We start from the raw sequence: 16586 nt of genomic DNA on the forward strand, positions 1-16586 counted from the left end.
TTTATATCAGTATCAACTTGTCCTGGACGGAGACAATATGGACAATGACCTACCCGGTATGGAGCTACTGCGCACTCCCAGCGGCATCGTGCGCACCATTGAATCAATTCTTGATGCACTGTGCGTCGTGCTACTCATCCTCATGACCTGCATCACCACCATTGATGTGGTAGGACGCTATATTTTTCATGCGCCATTACATGGTGCTTATGAAAGCAACGAGCTCCTGCTTGGCATCCTTGTCTTTGCCGCGATTCCGCGTGTGACCTGGCATCAACAGCATCTAACTGTCACGGTCATTGATGGCTGGTTATCTCCTCTGATTCGACGCCTGCAGAAAAAAATTCTGTCATTGATTTCCGCCTCTGGCTTGGCAATTTTGAGCTATTTTCTATGGCTACATGGCAAACAGCTCGCCGACTACGGTGACATGAGTCACGCTTTGCAACTACCTATTGCCCCTTTTGCTTTTGCCATTGCTATTTTTACTGGCATTGCTGCCCTAGCCGCCTTTTTACATCTATTTATTAAGCAGCCATAAGCCAGAGCGAGGTGTCATTATGCTTATTTCTATTCTTGGCTTAGCCATATTAATGTTCAGCCTATTTATGGGCTTACCCATTGCTTGGGGCATGCTGCTTGTTGGCACGCTGGGCTTTAGCTATTTTACGGGCATTGAAGCCGCCTACACCATGGCTGCTCAAACTGCTTTCGATACTGGCATGAGCTATAGCTTTACGGTATTACCGTTGTTTATTTTAATGGGTAATCTGGTCAATGCCTCGGGGTTATCGCGTGATTTATACGCTGCCGCCAATGCTTTTATTGGACATTTACGCGGTGGCTTGGCCATGGCTACCATCATTGCTTGCGGAGCATTTAGTGCCTTGTCTGGTTCTAGCATGGCAACGACAGCCGCAATGAGCCGAGTCGCCATGCCCAATATGCGCAAATACCATTACGATGACCGTCTTGCCACAGGGAGTATTGCCGCGGGTGGTACCTTAGGGATTCTCATCCCACCCAGTGTAATCATGGTGGTCTATGGCATTCTTACCGAAACCGATATTGGCAAGCTCTTTGCCGCGGGCTTCTTACCCGGTTTTATCGCCATGCTCATGTATTTGTTAACGGTGGTCATCCTGACAACTATCAACCCAAAACTAGGGCAACCTGGCGAAAAAAGCACCTGGAAACAACGGCTACACGCTACCAAAGGCGTATTAGCAATTACTTTGCTTTTTATAGTCATCATGGGTGGTATTTACGGTGGGGTATTCACCCCAACGGAAGCCGCAGGCATCGGCGCGTTTTGTACCTTTCTTATTACCTTTAAACGCCGTGGCTGGCAGCCTAAACTCTATCTCACTGTTCTGATTGAGGCAGCACAAACAACAGCCGTCATGTTTGCGCTGGTCATTGGTGCACTTATTTTTACTAATTTTCTCACTGTTGCAGGCCTACCTAACCAGCTTCTTGATTTTATCAATGGGCTAGCTGTTTCCCCATTGACTGTTATCTTTCTGATTTGCCTAATTTACCTGGTCTTAGGTTGCTTTTTAGAAACCATGTCCATGGTCATGCTCACCGTGCCTATTTTCTATCCTATTGTGGCCTCGTTAGGCTTTGATTTGGTGTGGTTTGGCATTGTAGTTGTGGTGGCAGCAGAAATCAGTTTAATCACCCCCCCACTTGGCCTGAATATTTTCATGATTAAAAACGTCATGCCAGATATTCCTTTACGGACCGCAATTATAGGGGTCAGCCCTTTTGTTATTACTGACATTATCCGTTTAGCGTTACTCGTACTCATTCCATGGATTGTGCTAGTGATCCCCAACAGCATGTAAAAAACCACTCATAAGGAGAAGACAAATGAAACTCATCCAACGCTTAGGCGCCTGTTTAGGGCTAGGCCTCGCTGCCTTGAATCCTTTTAGCGCCGCCAATGCTGACACTCAAGTGATTCGCTTTTCTAACTGGCTCCCCCCTGCGCATTACATCGTAAAAGAAATGCTTGAGCCATGGGCTGCTAAAGTTAACGAGGTCACAGAAGGACGGGTAAAAGTCGAGTTCATCAACCCTTTAGGCAAACCTCAAGCGCATTTAGATTTAGTACGCAATGGCGTGGCCGATATGGGCATGTCCGTACACAGTTACACCGCCACTCGCTTTCCTTTGATTGAGTTTGCCGAACTGCCTTTTACCACTGAAGACGGTGGCATTAACTCCGTCGCGTATTGGCGCACGTACGAAAAATTTATGCTCGATGCTAATGAGCATCGTGGCGTAAAACTTATTGGGCTTTGGACTAGTCCGGCCACCGTGATTTTTACGACAAAAGAAGAAATCAAGAGCCTGAATGATCTAAAAGGACTAAAACTACGTTCTCCTAGTCCGCTGTTTGATAGCATTGGTAAAGCCATGGCTACTGTTTCGGTAAACGCCCCTGCCTCTGAAAGTTATGAAATGCTCTCGCGCGGTGTTATTGACGGACTATATTTTCAATATGATCAAATTGAAAATTTTAAGCTCGACAAACTCATTAAAAGCGCTGTAGCCGCCCCCGGTGGTTTGGGTAAGTCCAGCCAGTTTCTTTTTATGAATGAACGCAAATGGAACGCAATCAGTGAAGCGGACCGCGCTGCTATTGAACAAATCTCTGGCGAAGCCATGGCACGTGATTTTGGCAAAAAATGGCAAGAAGCGGAGAACCAATCGATTCAGAATCTTAGCGCAGCAGGGCTAAAAACTTACCATGTCGAGGGTGCTGAACTAGAAAAGCTAAAAGCCGATTTGGCTTTTATTGAAGAAGACTGGATCAAAGCTGCCAAAAAGAAAAACGTGGATGGCCAAGCCGCACTCCAATTTTACCGCGAACAAATCCAAGCACTTAGCCAGCCTTAATTTTTCACCCACTCTTTTATACGCCCATCATGATGATGGGCTTTTTTTTGTTGGAAGCTTTAAACCTAAACAAAAATTTCTTTTTCTATATCAATCGCTTATGAAAGCCTTATGAAAAACCGCTGGGGTTTTCCCTAAAAAAGACAAGTATTTGCACTAAGTGGATAAGCCCTGCCAAAACTGGATAGACCAATAAAAATCATAACCCTACCATCTAAATCATTCACAACTAAACAATAAAAGCGTAAAGGTGGAGACAATGGTTAAAACAAAATATCTGACATGTGCACTAAGCTGTGCCGCCCTTGTTGGCTTGTCTTATAACGCGCACGCCATCGAAGGAAATGGGCTTCCTATTTATCCAGATGGTTTGGAATCCTATATGTCAGGCGCTTTACCAGGGCCAGGGGTGCACCTGCTTATGTACGGTGGCACCATGCGTTACAACTCCGTCCGTGATCGGCATGGTGACAAAATCCCTGTTCCTGATTTTAAAGTCGAGGTCGGCATGGTCGCACCTCGGGTCGTTTGGGTAACACCGCAACAAGTCGCCGGTGGGCAGCTGGCTTTTCATGCGCTATTTCCCTTACTGACCGTTAAAGAGCAAGCCATGGGAATGAGTAAACGCCGCTCCGGTCTAGGCGACATTGCCTTTGGTCCAGCTCTAGGCTACCACTTTAGCGATGCTGCACATGCAGTCATCGGTGTGGATTTTGTTGCTCCTACTGGACGCTACAAAAAAGGTGAAATGGCCAACCTGGGTCGTAACTACTGGACGATCCAACCTGCTGCGGCGTTTACCTATACCCAGCCCAAAGGGGTGAATTTCGATATTAAAGCCATGGTGGATTTCAACATGAATAACAGCGATACCCATACCCGTACCGGGCACGCTATTCATGCTGACTATGCACTCGGTTATGGCTTTGGGAATGGTTGGGTCGCAGGCATTGGGGGATATGCCTATCAGCAGTTTAAAAAAGATAGTGGACCGTTAGCTGGGGATGGTAAAGCGCGTGCCATTGGCATTGGCCCAACCTTGCGCTATGCCAACCCTAACGGCTGGCTTTTTACCGCGAAATGGCAGCAAGACGTTGGGGTTCGTAGTCGCCCCAAAGGCCATCAATTCCTCGTTAAAGCCGCTATCCCATTTTAATTTGTACGCGTTCGATAACTATGTATTAAGGAGACAATATGAAAATGACAACCTCGTACACGTTTAAAAAACTTATCACAAATAGCCTATTAGCTGTCGCTATGATGAGCCCTGTTGCCTATCTTCAAGCAGCGGAAACGGCGCCAAGCGCTCCCTCTCAAGCCGCTTTGCATCGTACTGTTACTTTGGAAAAAGCCGATAACTTCCGTGATCTGGCAGGCGAAGGCACACCATATCAAACCACATCAGGAAAAAAACTCAAATCTGGTGTGATTTTTCGCTCCAATGCACTAGAACTCAGTGATAGTGATATCAAGCAGCTATCGTCACTCAATATCCGTCACATCTATGACTTACGGACTCCTGGGGAAATCGCTTTGCACCCTGATACCGAAATCCCTGGAGCGAAATGGGAAAACAGGAATTTACTTGGCTGGGATGATGTAGAAAGTGTACGCACAGGCTTTACCGAACGTCCTGAAAAAACCATTGCGGGGGCAGAGGAAATCTACCGCTTAATCACTAATGATGAGCATGCCCGTAAAGAAATCGGTACGTTACTTAATCAAATTGCCGAAAATGATGGCGCGCAAATCGTGCACTGTTCCGGCGGTAAAGATCGCACAGGCTGGGTATCGGCCATCCTATTGCACATTGCCGGTGTTCCACGTGATGTGATCATGAATGACTTTCTACTCTCTAATGACTACTCCCTGCAGTCTATTACAGAAAGCTTCAACAAAACCGCGAGCCAAAAAGGGGTACAAGCCGCTTTAGCCTTTGCTCCTTTTATGGGTGTACAGGAAAACTGGCTAGAAATCTCCTTTAACGAAGCGGAAAAGAACTATGGCTCAATGGATGAATACATCACCAAAGGGCTGAATGTCTCCCCCGAGACACAACAACGTATCAAAGCCAAACTGGTGGAATAAGCTCACCGGTTTACTCCTCATAATCACGACCTTCTCTGCGGAGCTGACCATGAAAGGTTTAGAAAAAAAAGTATTTATTGTCACAGGCGGCGCCACTCTAATTGGTGCTGGTGTGGTGCAAGTGCTACGCCAATATGGCGCTCGCGTTGCCGTATTTGATATTGACAAGGTGGGCGGGGCAGCGGCCGTTGGCCAAGATGAACAAGTAGCACGCTTCTGGCATGTTGATATTACGGATAATGATGCCATTACTGCTGCCACTGCAGAAGTAAGCCAACACTTTGGTCGTATCGATGGCTTAGTCAATCTGGCCTGTTCTTACCTAGATGAAGGAATGAACTCAAGCCGTGAGGATTGGCTCACCGCCCTCAATATTAACGTTGTCAGCTCCGTAGAAATGAGTAAAATTGTTCGCCCTTATCTGCAAGCACAGCAAGGGGGAGCGATTGTGAATTTCACCTCCATTTCTTCTTCTATTGCCCAAACAGGGCGCTGGCTCTACCCCGTTTCTAAAGCCGCAATTTTGCAGTTAACCCGCAGCTTAGCGATGGATTTTGCGGCGGATCATATCCGTGTCAACTCTGTGTCCCCCGGCTGGACTTGGTCGCGCGTCATGGACGAAATCACCGGGGGTGACCGAGCCAAAACAGATCAAGTGGCCGCACCGTTCCATATGCTTGGGCGTGTCGGCAACCCAGAAGAAGTGGGCGAAGTGGTGGCTTTTCTTCTCTCCGATGCAGCAAGCTTTGTCACCGGTGCTGATTATGCCGTCGATGGTGGTTATTCCGCCATGGGCCCCGAACAAAACGTACCCGCTATCCCTAAACTCGCGGAGTAAGTGCGTCTCATTTTCCATGATTCTCTGATAGATAACAGGAGACTTTACTATGCGTAAAATCGCTATTATTGGTGGCGGACAAGCCGGTATGCCGGTTGCTTTTGGCCTGCTAGAAAAAGGTTATGAGGTAGCGGTATACACCAACCGCACTCCCGATCAAATCCGTGAAGGTCGCGTCATGTCGAGTCAGTGTATGTTTGCCAATGCACTCGACGTAGAGCGCCGTTTAGGCATTAACTTTTGGGAAGATGAATGCCCTCCGGTAGAAGGGATCGGCTTTGCCTTACCTGATCCAGAAAAACCCGATACCAAAGCCGTAGATTGGAGCGGACGCCTTGATCGCGTCGCCCAAGCCACTGACCAACGCATTAAAATGCCCGTCTGGTTAGAGGAATTTGAAAAACGGGGTGGCCGCGTTGTTATTGAAGACGTGGGCATTGCCGAAATGGAACGTATCAGCAACGAATATGATCTAACAGTTTTAGCGGCTGGTAAAGGCGAAGTCGTACGCTTATTAGAGCGCGATCCCTCTCGCTCCCCTTTTGACAAGCCCCAACGCGCTTTGGCACTTACCTATGTCCATGGTTTAGAGCCCACCCCCGAATACTCCCGCGTTTCCTTTAACTTTATCCCAGGTGTGGGTGAGTATTTTGTGTTCCCCTCCTTAACGCTATCAGGACCATGCGATATCATGGTATTTGAAGGCGTGCCCGGTGGTCCTTTAGATCGCTTCCGCGATGCCCAAAGCCCGCAAGAACACTTTGAGCGTAGCGTCTCTTTCTTACAAGAGTTCTTACCTTGGGAAGGCGACCGCGCTCGTAACTGTGAGCTTACCGATGATCAAGGCTATTTAGCGGGCAGCTTCCCTCCCACAGTGCGCAAACCCGTACTGACCTTGCCTTCTGGCAACATTGTGTTGGGTATGGGTGATGCGGTCGTAGTCAATGACCCCATTACAGGTCAGGGTTCCAACAACGCCGCTAAATGTGCTCAGGTATATTTAGATAGTATTTTAGAACGCGGCGAGCAGCCTTTTGATCGTCAATGGATGGAAAGCACGTTTGAAAAATACTGGGAGTATGCCAATCGCGTGGTGACATGGACAAACTCCATGCTCTTGCCTCCTACCCCTCAAGCGCTCGCTTTGTTAACCGGTGCAGAAAAACACCCACGTTTAGCGCACTTTATGGCAAATGCTTTTGACCATCCACCCGTGCTGTTCCCTGCGTGGGCTGATCTCACCGAGGCTGAAAAGTTAATCCAAGCCAAAGCTCAAGAGCCCGTGACTGCATAGTTGTATTAATAAGGAGTTATTTTCATGTCTAATCAGGCCACCTCATCCTCAGATAGCTCTGTCAATATTTTTGACAGCCGTGCATTTCGACAAGCCTTAGGTTGCTTTCCTACTGGTGTCGCTATTGTAACCACCCGCACACCTGAAGGGCGGCCTGTGGGCTTGACCATTAACTCGTTTAGCTCGCTTTCTTTGGAACCCCCTTTGATTATGTGGAGCTTGGTTAATCACTCCCCTAGCCGCGCGTTTTTTGAAAACTGCAATTATTTTGCTATTAATATTATTAACAGTAAGCAAACTGAGGCAGCGCTAGGATTTGCCAACTCAAAAATCGAAGATAAGTTCGCTTTGGTCTCTCATGCTGACGGTGAAGAAGGCGTGCCTTTAATTGATGATTGCGTCGCCACCTTTGTCTGTGAAAACTATCGTCAATACGAAGGCGGCGATCACACGATCTTTATCGGACGCGTGGTTCGCCATAGTACCATCACTGAACATGAGCCAGCCGTTTTTCACCGCGGTAAGTTCACTCGTCTTAGCGAATAATAAAACCCACTGAGGAGACATCCATGCAATCCAAATCAGACGTGGTCATTGTAGGCAGCGGCATGAACTCATTAAGTTGTGCAGCGCTTCTATCACAACGCGGCTTACGCGTCACGGTTTTAGAGCGTAACCCCATCGCGGGGGGCTGCATACGCACCGAGGAGCTCTTTCCCGGGTTCACTCACGATGTGTTTTCTAGCTGGTACCCCCTATTTGTAGGCGGTGCAGCCTATGCCGAGCTCGCACCAGCTTTAAAAGAAGCTGGGCTCGAGTTTGTACAAAGTGACTATAGTACGGGTTTGGCCACGCCAGACGGCGTAGGCATTGCCTTACGTCAAGACATGGATGACACCATTCAAAGACTTAACCAAATCGCTCCGGGTGATGGCGATGCAATAGGACAAGCCGCCGCACGCTTATTTGGCCCGGATGCGGGGTTGGTTTTTGGTCTCATGGGCGGTGAGCCATACAGCTGGGACACCAGTAAGCTAGTGTTTAAATCATGGCGCGAGCGCGGCATCGATGGCATGATGCACTTTGCCTCGCAGTCCCTAGAAAACTTCAGGCGTTGGGCAGAACGCGAGCTTTCTGGGGATGCAACCCGCGCCATGATTGCCCCTTGGGTACTTCACAGCGGATTAGGCCCTGACGAAGCCACATCGTCTTTAATTGGCAAATTAACCTTTTCTGCTGTCGTTGCAGGGGGTATGCCGGTGGTAAAAGGCGGTAGCTACAATATCGTCAAAGCCTTTACTCAACTTATCGAAAAAGCCGGTGGGCAAGTATTAACGGGCAAACATGTGGATCAAATCCTCATCGAAAATAACAAAGCCACAGGCGTACGGGTCGGTTCTGAACAATATTTAGCCAGCAAAGCCGTTGTCTGTAACGTCACACCCAACCAGCTTTATGAACAACTCATTCCTAATGCCGAACAACGCTACAAAGACCATGCTAGCGCTTACCGTTATGGACGCGGTGGCATGCAAATCCACTTTGCGCTTAAAGAAAAACCCACTTGGATTAACCCCGAACTCATTCATGTACCTATGGTGCATGTGACCGAAAGCATGGAGCAGGTCTGTGCCTCGGTCGTCGAAGCCAATAACGGTTGGCTCCCACGCAAACCGACTTTAGCGGTGGGGCAACCACTTGCCGTAGACCCTAGCCGTGCCCCCGATGGCTCGTGGATTTTATGGGTACAAATGCAAGACATGCCCTCTACGATTAAAGCAGATGCGGCCGATGAAATTACCATCCCCACCGATGGCAAATGGAATGAAGAGGTACGCGAAGCCATGGTAGAGCGCGTCAAGCAACGCTTAGAAAGCGTGATGCCCGGCTGGAGTCAACATATTATTGGCCACAAAGCCTTTAGTCCAGCCGATTTAGAGCAGTGGAACATCAACCTGGTGGGTGGGGATCCTTATTCGGGAGTATGCTCACCCGATCAGTTTTTCTTTATGCGCCCCTTTGCCGGCGAAGCTAAAGCACGCACCGGTAAAACCCCTATCGCCAATCTACATCATATTGGTGCCTCGGTTCACCCTGGTCCAGGTTTAGGAGGGCAATCCGGTTATTTAGCAGCGAACCGCATTGCTAAAAAATAGATCTATCGGCGCTACATTTCGTGGCGCCGACGCTGCAGCGTTTGACTAGGGGTTTCACCAAAACGCTGTTTATATTCTGCACTAAAGCGCCCTTGGTGCATAAACCCCCAACGCAAGGCTACTTGCGCTACTGAAACGTTGGGATCCAAACTATGCAGCAAATCATGACGAGCTCGATCCAATCGAATCTGACGTAGGTATTGCATAGGACTAATGCCACAATACTCTTGAAAACCTGCATGTAAAGTACGAATACTGACCTGCGCCAGTGCCGCAAGCTCATCCACACGAATCACTTGATCAGCATGTTCATGAAGATAGTTTTCTACTAAGCGAATATGTTTTGGCAAAACCTTACCCGGAACACGCGGCTTTTCTGCTGTTAACGGGGGATGTGCGTCTAATAATGTGGTGGCAATCAGCTGCTCTAATTGCGCTATCAATAATGGCGACTGTAAAACCGAATCTGAGTTACGTGCACAGTCAACCACGTAACGTAGCATCAGCTGCCAATTCGTAGAACGATGCGCTTCGAGCTTCACGGGAAAAATGAGTCCTGAGCTAGGAACATGCCAATCCAAATTAAGGGCTATGTTTTCTACAAGCGTACGGTCTACTTTTAGCATCAGCTGCTCATTATTAGCGTGCCACACCATATCAATTTCCGCATTCGGATTCAGTACCGTCGCAATCTTAGGCGAAGAATCTACCGTCTCGCCTCCACAACGAATCGTGGCTTGTCCATATTGTGGTAGCTGAATTAAGTAAAAACCGGCCAGCTCTTCGGGTTGAATACGTACATCAGCACCATAGCCCAGGCGCATTAAAGCCACTTGCCCAAACTGCACAAAACGCATACGTGTCTGCAAAGGCTGCGATGACTTTTTCAGACTAAGGCGATGCGGTTTAATCATGGAGCTAACAGAAGACTGCACCTGATCAAGATCGTTCGAGGCAAAGTCCTGCCACTGAGTCGAATTAGGTGACATGATGATTACCTTAAAAAGGCCACTAGCAAAAGGATAAAATCCAATATAAACAAACGGTTTAGACGTTTGCCGTTTAATTATTTTAGTTGTAAAGTATATGCTTCACTATGGGGATATTCCCGAACCTTGATTCTATTTTGGCTTACTGGAAGAGACAACTGTGCAAAATCATTACCATTTTTACGAACCCCTAAAAGGTCACGGCCTACGCCATGATCCCATTAGCTCCATCGTCGGTCCTAGAGTAATCGGTTGGATCGGTACCCAAGATACGGCTGGCAACCCAAATCTTGCACCCTATAGTTTTTGTAATATTTTTAATTACCAACCGCCAGTTATTGCTTTTTCCAGTGTGGGTTACAAAGACAGTGTGCGCAATGCCATTGAAACCGGTGTCTTCACCTGGAACTTGGCCTCGCGCGATTTAGCCGAGCCCATGAACCAAAGTAGCACAATGCAAGCGGTTAACGAATTCGAATTTGCTCAACTGACTCCCATTGCGGGTCAGCTTGTGGCAGCTCCTCGTGTAGGGGAAAGCCATGTTTCTATTGAGTGCAAAGTAACGCAGCATTTTCAGCTCACTGACCATCAAGGCGAAGCCATCGATACGTGGATGGTGCTAGGAGAAGCCGTGGGCGTGCATATTAACCCCGCTCTCATTAAAGATGGTATCTATCACTGTGCTGCTGGGCGACCGATATTACGAGGCGGCGGCCCAGGCGACTATTACGAAATCAACGATGATACGCTGTTTGATATGCGTCGCCCCAAATAAAGAAAAAGTCACCGATTGGTGACTTTTCTTATTTTAAATCATAGCAGCAATCGCTTGACCAACCTCTGTGGTCGTAGCCTTACCACCTAAGTCTGCAGTTCGAGGCCCTTGTTCTAAGCAATGCTCAATCGCCTGCATCATATCTGTATAAGCCGCTTGATAAGGCGCTTGGCCTTGACCTAAAAACTCAACCATCATGGCCGCCGACCAAATCATAGCCACAGGGTTAGCGATATTTTTACCCGCAATATCCGGCGCCGAGCCATGTACAGGTTCAAACAAGGAAGGAAAACGACGCTCTGGATTTAAATTTGCCGAAGGCGCAATTCCCACTGTCCCAGTACACGCCGGCCCAAGATCCGACAAAATATCTCCAAATAAGTTTGACGCAACCACCACGTCAAACTGTTCTGGATTAAGCACAAAACGAGCTGTCATAATATCGATATGATGCTTATCCCAACGCACTTCTGGATACTGCGCCGCCATCTGCTCAAGCCGCTCATCCCAATACGGCATACTAATAGCCAGACCATTGGATTTGGTGGCGGAGCTCAAATGTTTAGCTGGGCGGCTCTGTGCGACCTCGAACGCGTACTTTAAGACCCGGTCCACACCCGTGCGTGTAAACACGGATTCTTGGATCACTACCTCGCGCTCGGTTCCTTCGAAAATACGCCCACCCAAATTGGTGTACTCCCCTTCGGTATTTTCTCGTACCACCACAAAATCAATATCTCCGGGCTTTTTATTTGCCAAAGGACACGGTACCCCCGGCATTAAACGTACCGGCCGCATGTTGATGTACTGATCAAACTCACGACGGAATTTTAGCAACGAGCCCCACAAAGAGATATGATCTGGGACTACCGCCGGCCAGCCCACTGCGCCAAATAAAATCGCATCAAAATCTCGTAGCTGCTCGAACCAGTCATCGGGCAACATCTGTCCGTGTTTTTGGTAATAATCAGCACTTGACCAATCAAAAGTCTCATACTCTAAGGCAATGCCATGCTTTTTGCTCACGGTCTCCAGCACACGCAGCGCTTCTGGCATGACCTCAACCCCAATCCCATCTCCAGCCATCACGGCGATTTTATGTGTTTTCATCGTAACCTATCGTAGTTTCTGCTCTGTAAGCTTTGCTCAAACTTATACAAAGCTCGCAACAACTTACAGTAGCGATTTTGTTAGGGTAAAGACATGATTATATGTATGTCTATCCGTCATGAGTTATACCCGTAGTTTCCCCCCGAATCAACTGCAAAATCTGGTGTTCTGTCGCGCCTTAGCTTGTGTACTGGTCGTACTTCTGCACGTGGCAGCCTTAGGCTTTCATCAGTGGGATAAAAACTGGTGGGCAAGCAACACCTATGATGGACTTGCTCGTATTAGTGTGCCACTTTTTCTGATGCTCAGTGGTGCGTTGTTGCTGCATAAGCGTGAGCCCCTAGGCGTGTTTTTTAAAAAACGTTTCAGACGCATCTTACCACCGCTTATCGGCTGGTCTTTTTTTTATCTAATTTGGAATCAACTGCGTAACCCTGATCCTCCTTTTTTGCCGCGCGTCATCGTTCAATCGTTTTACACCCCTACTGGTCACCATCTTTGGTATCTATACGCCCTGATCGGTATTTATTTAACTATTCCTTTTTTGCGTGTTTTCTACCAGCATAGTACTCGCAAAGAAAAGCAGCTCTGGCTTTTGCTTTGGGCAGGTATTAACGGTGGTTTGATTTTCTTTCCTAAAGCCTCTGTGATCCAATCGCAGTATGCGCTATTTAGTTTTACTGGCTTAATCGGCTATGTTTTTGTTGGCGCATGGATCATGGAATGGCGGCCACGCCGCGCTTATTCTATAGGGGCTGTGCTGGGCTTGGTATTTGGCTCACTGATTACCCTATTAGCAACCTATTGGCTTAGCCGCTCTCAAGCTCAACCTTCCGTGCTTTTCTATGACTACTTAAGCCTTAATGTCATACTAGCTGCTACCAGCGCCTTTTATCTGATCGTACACTACGCCCATCGCTGGCCTAAGCCCACAGGATTGACCTTATGGCTGAGTACCCATAGCCTAACCATTTATGGGATCCATGTATTTTTTATTCAGCTTTATACACCTTTATATCAAAAATTTTCTTTTATAATACAAGGTTGGTGGCTGATTCCTATCTTTACCTTTTTTATTTTGATTCAAATAGGAATAGTGATATTAATACGAAGGCTACTAGTTTCTATCCATCCTCTTTTTACAGGTTTTTCCCCACGTCATGAACCAGCCTCTACAACCAGCTCCCCTAAACAATGATGCATTCAAAAGTCAGCGTCAACTTACCATGGTTATTTATGCGCTTTATGGGGCTGGCTATTTTCTTGGTGGTATCCCAGCAATTGTGGCTATTATTATTAACCACATTAAACGCAATGAAATCAAAGACCCCATGCTGGTCTCTCATTTCACTTGGCAAATCCGTACATTTTGGATCACTTTAGGACTATGCATTTTTGGCGCCCTAACTGCTTTACTTGGGGTCGGCTTTGTGATTTTTTTTGCGGCTATGATTTGGAACATTTATCGCTTAGTGCGTGGTGTTCTTAATCTGATCGAAAACAAACCTATGCCAACTCCTCATCCGTAACACTATGCAACCCACCCCATCTCTTACTCAACTACCAGCCTGGTCGGAACTCGTTTCAGCTGTAGAGCAAACAAAACCGACACTCAACAGTCTTTATACAATCGAAGCGGCAGGTATCACGCTGGATTTCAGTGGTCAGCGTTGTTCCCCTGCCATCGAGACCGCTACCACACGTTTACTAGAGCAACGTCACTTTGAACAGCAACGCCATGCTTTACTACATGGTGGTATCGTCAACCCAACAGAAAACCGAGCCGCCTGGCACACAGCCTTGCGCCAACATATGACTACCCCCGAAGTCACTGCTGAGCGAGAGCGCTTTAATGCCTTTATCCGCCACGCTGATACGGCACACCGCTGGCGTCATATTGTGCACATTGGTATTGGCGGTAGCGATTGGGGGGTTCGTCTTTGTATCAGTGCTTTTGGCTATAGTAAGTTATGGCGTACGGTGCGTTTCGTGGCCAACATTGACGGCCATGCCATTGAAAGCGGTTTAGCTGACCTGAACCCACATGACACACTGGTTGTGGTAGCCTCTAAATCCTTTACCACGGCCGAAACCTTAACCAACGCGCAGCGAGCCCTAGAGTGGCTCAAAGCCGCTGGCGTCCCTGCTCCGTATGAACAAGTGGTCGCCATTACCGCTAAGCCTGAACGAGCCGCAAAATGGGGGGTTCCAACAAAAAACATTTTTACTTTTTGGGATTGGGTCGGGGGACGTTTTTCTCTGTGGTCCAGTGTGGGGCTCACTACCGCTTTAAGCGTTAGCTCGGATGTAATTGCGGGTATGCATGCGGGGGCAGCAGCCATGGATCACCACTTTGAGTCAGCGCCACTTTCTCATAATGCTCCCGTACAAATGGCACTACACGGCATTATTAACCGCAATATCTTACATATTGCTTCATTAAATATTGCCCCGTATGATTCTCGCCTCGCATATCTGGTTCCGTATATTCAACAGCTAGAGATGGAGTCCCTTGGTAAGTCAGTGGATCTAAATGGGGAACCCGTGCCTGTAGCAACTGGCCCTGTAGTTTGGGGCATGCCTGGCACCGATGCGCAACACACCTTTTTTCAGTGGCTACACCAAGGCACCGAAGGAGCAGCGGTAGACTTTATCGTCTGTCAGCAAGCCGATCACCGTTGGCAAGAGCATCACCAAAGCCTGTTAGCTAACTGTCTTGCCCAGCGCGAAGCCATGCTACGAGGCAAGAACTACGAACAAGCCTACGAGGAATGCCTACAGCAAGGCCACGCTCCCAACGATGCCGCCTGGCTCGCCAAACACCGTACACATCAAGGTGGGCGCCCCAACACTCTAATTGTGTTGCCGCGCTTATCCCCTTATCACCTTGGCGCTCTGTTGGCCTTGTATGAGCATAAAGTCTTTGTACAGGGGTTAATCTGGGGGATAAACCCTTTTGACCAGTGGGGTGTGGAATACGGTAAATTCCTCGCTTCAGACATCATTAAAGAACTACAGCAAACCACGCCCCCCTGTACGAAGCATGATGTCTCTACCGCCTATTGGATTAATAAATTCAAAAGTAAAGGGGCGTAATGCCCCTTTAGCGGTTTACATCAAACTACGTAAAACATATTGCATAATCCCTCCGTGGCGGAAATACTCTGCCTCGGATGGCGTATCAATACGCACAATCGCCTCAAAGCTTATGTCTCCGGCCTTCACCTGTACCGTTTTAGGAATCTGCCCGTGATTCAGTGCGGTCACACCAGTGATACTAAATACTTCGTCACCAAGTAATCCCAGTGTTTGGGCATTCTGTCCCTCGGGAAACTGCAAAGGTAAAACCCCCATACCCAGTAAATTCGAACGGTGGATACGCTCATAGGACTCGGCAATCACCGCTTTCACCCCTAACAACATCGTACCTTTAGCCGCCCAATCACGCGAGGACCCCGACCCGTATTCTTTACCCGCCAAAATTACCAAAGGCACTTGCTGCGCAAGATAATGGCGTGACGCATCATAAATAGTCGTGATGGGCGCCCCCTCTTGGGTAAAGTCTCGGGTATATCCGCCCTCGGTACCGGGTGCTAGCTGGTTACGCAAGCGCACATTAGCAAAAGTGCCTCGGATCATGACCTCGTGGTTACCACGACGCGAACCATAGGAGTTAAAGTCTTTGGGCTCTATGCCATGCTCAGTTAAATACATGGCGGCAGGCGTCATGGGCACAATCGCTCCCGCTGGGCTAATGTGATCAGTTGTGACCGAATCGCCCAGCTTAGCCAGCACGCGTGCGTTTTCAATATCTGCCACGGGCTCTGGTTGAGCACGCATTTGTTCAAAATAAGGGGGGTGGCGCACATAGGTAGACTGTGGATCCCAATGAAACTGCTCGCTTTCTGGTGTAGGAAGCTGCTGCCAACGCTCATCCCCCGCGAACACATCTTGATAACCGTGGCGATACATATCCTCGGTTATAGCCTGCTCGATGACCGCTTGAACTTCTTCTGTCGTTGGCCAAATGTCTTTCAAATAAACCGGATTGCCTTGCGCATCTGTGGCTAAGACATCATTTTGTAGATCGATATCCATAGTGCCCGCAATCGCATACGCCACCACTAAAGGGGGTGACATTAAATAATTCATCTTTACTTGCGGGTGAATACGCCCCTCAAAGTTACGGTTGCCTGATAGCACCGAAACCACAGTCATATCATTGGCATCAATCGCAGCGGCCACTTCGGGGATCAACGGGCCCGAGTTCCCAATACATGTGGTACACCCGTAACCCACTAAATTAAAACCTAAAGCATCTAAATACGGGGTCAGACCAGCACGCTCATAGTAATCGGTCACCACGCGCGAGCCAGGTGCCAGGCTGGTTTTGACCCAAGGCTTACGCGTTAAGCCTTTTTCATGCGCT

General features: G+C 48.1%; 16 protein-coding genes. 13 read left to right on the forward strand and 3 right to left on the reverse strand.

The window, feature by feature from the left end; genetic code table 11:
• Window positions 1-37: 37 nt before the first annotated feature.
• The 9 genes from Q1V74_RS07585 to Q1V74_RS07625 all read left to right on the forward strand — a co-directional run bounded on the left by Q1V74_RS07585 (window position 38) and on the right by Q1V74_RS07625 (window position 9283).
• Entirely contained in the window at window positions 38-541 is a 504-nt protein-coding gene (locus tag Q1V74_RS07585) for a TRAP transporter small permease (RefSeq protein ID WP_260650291.1), read from the forward strand.
• 19 nt (window positions 542-560) lie between these two features.
• Window positions 561-1850 carry a TRAP transporter large permease gene (locus Q1V74_RS07590; protein WP_300647792.1) on the forward strand — a complete coding sequence of 430 codons (1290 nt, stop codon included), beginning with the start codon at window positions 561-563 and terminating at the stop codon, window positions 1848-1850.
• Window positions 1851-1875: 25 nt separating this feature from the next.
• Window positions 1876-2907 carry a TRAP transporter substrate-binding protein gene (locus Q1V74_RS07595; RefSeq protein ID WP_300647794.1) on the forward strand — a complete coding sequence of 344 codons (1032 nt, stop codon included), beginning with the start codon at window positions 1876-1878 and terminating at the stop codon, window positions 2905-2907.
• 259 nt (window positions 2908-3166) lie between these two features.
• Window positions 3167-4063: a transporter gene (locus Q1V74_RS07600; RefSeq protein ID WP_300647795.1), complete on the forward strand. Its 897-nt coding sequence runs from the start codon at window positions 3167-3169 to the stop codon at window positions 4061-4063.
• A 38-nt stretch (window positions 4064-4101) separates the two neighbouring features.
• Entirely contained in the window at window positions 4102-4995 is an 894-nt protein-coding gene (locus tag Q1V74_RS07605) for a tyrosine-protein phosphatase (protein WP_300647797.1), read from the forward strand.
• A gap of 49 nt (window positions 4996-5044) precedes the next feature.
• Window positions 5045-5833, forward strand: coding sequence for an SDR family oxidoreductase (locus tag Q1V74_RS07610; RefSeq protein WP_300647798.1), 789 nt, complete (start codon window positions 5045-5047; stop codon window positions 5831-5833).
• Between the two features lie 49 nt (window positions 5834-5882).
• Window positions 5883-7127: a styrene monooxygenase/indole monooxygenase family protein gene (locus Q1V74_RS07615; RefSeq protein ID WP_260650300.1), complete on the forward strand. Its 1245-nt coding sequence runs from the start codon at window positions 5883-5885 to the stop codon at window positions 7125-7127.
• 24 nt (window positions 7128-7151) lie between these two features.
• Window positions 7152-7673 (forward strand): flavin reductase family protein, encoded by a 522-nt coding sequence (locus tag Q1V74_RS07620; RefSeq protein ID WP_260650301.1) that lies wholly within the window; start codon window positions 7152-7154, stop codon window positions 7671-7673.
• A 23-nt stretch (window positions 7674-7696) separates the two neighbouring features.
• The gene (locus Q1V74_RS07625; protein WP_300647801.1) at window positions 7697-9283 is read left to right on the forward strand and encodes an NAD(P)/FAD-dependent oxidoreductase; all 1587 of its coding nucleotides are present in this window, start codon (window positions 7697-7699) and stop codon (window positions 9281-9283) included.
• 11 nt (window positions 9284-9294) lie between these two features.
• Here the strand turns inward: Q1V74_RS07625 and Q1V74_RS07630 are convergent, their stop codons facing one another.
• Window positions 9295-10272 carry an AraC family transcriptional regulator gene (locus Q1V74_RS07630; RefSeq protein WP_300647803.1) on the reverse strand — a complete coding sequence of 326 codons (978 nt, stop codon included), beginning with the start codon at window positions 10270-10272 and terminating at the stop codon, window positions 9295-9297.
• A 160-nt stretch (window positions 10273-10432) separates the two neighbouring features.
• Between Q1V74_RS07630 and Q1V74_RS07635 the strand changes: the two genes are divergently transcribed.
• Window positions 10433-11047, forward strand: coding sequence for a flavin reductase family protein (locus Q1V74_RS07635; protein ID WP_260650304.1), 615 nt, complete (start codon window positions 10433-10435; stop codon window positions 11045-11047).
• A gap of 33 nt (window positions 11048-11080) precedes the next feature.
• Here Q1V74_RS07635 and Q1V74_RS07640 read toward each other — a convergent pair whose 3' ends face one another.
• Complete coding sequence (locus Q1V74_RS07640; RefSeq protein WP_300647806.1) at window positions 11081-12157, reverse strand: tartrate dehydrogenase; 1077 nt, start codon at window positions 12155-12157, stop codon at window positions 11081-11083.
• Between the two features lie 118 nt (window positions 12158-12275).
• Here Q1V74_RS07640 and Q1V74_RS07645 point away from each other — a divergent pair, with 118 nt between their 5' ends.
• The 3 genes from Q1V74_RS07645 to pgi are packed head-to-tail and all read left to right on the forward strand — an operon-like array spanning window position 12276 to window position 15253.
• On the forward strand, window positions 12276-13355 hold the full coding sequence (locus Q1V74_RS07645; protein WP_300647808.1) for an acyltransferase family protein: 1080 nt from the start codon (window positions 12276-12278) through the stop codon (window positions 13353-13355).
• Window positions 13318-13686: a hypothetical protein gene (locus Q1V74_RS07650; protein WP_300647810.1), complete on the forward strand. Its 369-nt coding sequence runs from the start codon at window positions 13318-13320 to the stop codon at window positions 13684-13686. Before Q1V74_RS07645 ends, Q1V74_RS07650 begins: the two co-directional genes overlap by 38 nt.
• 4 nt (window positions 13687-13690) lie before the next feature.
• On the forward strand, window positions 13691-15253 hold the full coding sequence (pgi, locus tag Q1V74_RS07655) for a glucose-6-phosphate isomerase (RefSeq protein WP_300647812.1): 1563 nt from the start codon (window positions 13691-13693) through the stop codon (window positions 15251-15253).
• Window positions 15254-15268: 15 nt separating this feature from the next.
• Here pgi and acnA read toward each other — a convergent pair.
• A partial coding sequence (gene acnA, locus Q1V74_RS07660) for an aconitate hydratase AcnA (RefSeq protein ID WP_300647814.1) occupies window positions 15269-16586 on the reverse strand: 1318 nt, incomplete at its 5' end.

This window comes from Paenalcaligenes sp., assembly GCF_030152715.1.
Lineage (GTDB): Bacteria > Pseudomonadota > Gammaproteobacteria > Burkholderiales > Burkholderiaceae_B > Paenalcaligenes > Paenalcaligenes hermetiae.

What these genes read in the sequence shown, in the direction of transcription:
- Q1V74_RS07650 (WP_300647810.1), top strand. Translation starts at nt 13,318, where the DNA reads ATGAACCAGCCTCTACAACCAGCTCCCCTAAACAATGATGCATTCAAA.
- Q1V74_RS07625 (WP_300647801.1), top strand. Translation starts at nt 7,697, where the DNA reads ATGCAATCCAAATCAGACGTGGTCATTGTAGGCAGCGGCATGAACTCA.
- pgi (WP_300647812.1), top strand. Translation starts at nt 13,691, where the DNA reads ATGCAACCCACCCCATCTCTTACTCAACTACCAGCCTGGTCGGAACTC.
- Q1V74_RS07640 (WP_300647806.1), bottom strand. Translation starts at nt 12,157, where the DNA reads ATGAAAACACATAAAATCGCCGTGATGGCTGGAGATGGGATTGGGGTT.
- Q1V74_RS07610 (WP_300647798.1), top strand. Translation starts at nt 5,045, where the DNA reads ATGAAAGGTTTAGAAAAAAAAGTATTTATTGTCACAGGCGGCGCCACT.
- Q1V74_RS07585 (WP_260650291.1), top strand. Translation starts at nt 38, where the DNA reads ATGGACAATGACCTACCCGGTATGGAGCTACTGCGCACTCCCAGCGGC.
- Q1V74_RS07590 (WP_300647792.1), top strand. Translation starts at nt 561, where the DNA reads ATGCTTATTTCTATTCTTGGCTTAGCCATATTAATGTTCAGCCTATTT.
- Q1V74_RS07595 (WP_300647794.1), top strand. Translation starts at nt 1,876, where the DNA reads ATGAAACTCATCCAACGCTTAGGCGCCTGTTTAGGGCTAGGCCTCGCT.
- Q1V74_RS07645 (WP_300647808.1), top strand. Translation starts at nt 12,276, where the DNA reads ATGAGTTATACCCGTAGTTTCCCCCCGAATCAACTGCAAAATCTGGTG.
- Q1V74_RS07620 (WP_260650301.1), top strand. Translation starts at nt 7,152, where the DNA reads ATGTCTAATCAGGCCACCTCATCCTCAGATAGCTCTGTCAATATTTTT.
- Q1V74_RS07630 (WP_300647803.1), bottom strand. Translation starts at nt 10,272, where the DNA reads ATGTCACCTAATTCGACTCAGTGGCAGGACTTTGCCTCGAACGATCTT.
- Q1V74_RS07605 (WP_300647797.1), top strand. Translation starts at nt 4,102, where the DNA reads ATGAAAATGACAACCTCGTACACGTTTAAAAAACTTATCACAAATAGC.
- Q1V74_RS07615 (WP_260650300.1), top strand. Translation starts at nt 5,883, where the DNA reads ATGCGTAAAATCGCTATTATTGGTGGCGGACAAGCCGGTATGCCGGTT.
- Q1V74_RS07600 (WP_300647795.1), top strand. Translation starts at nt 3,167, where the DNA reads ATGGTTAAAACAAAATATCTGACATGTGCACTAAGCTGTGCCGCCCTT.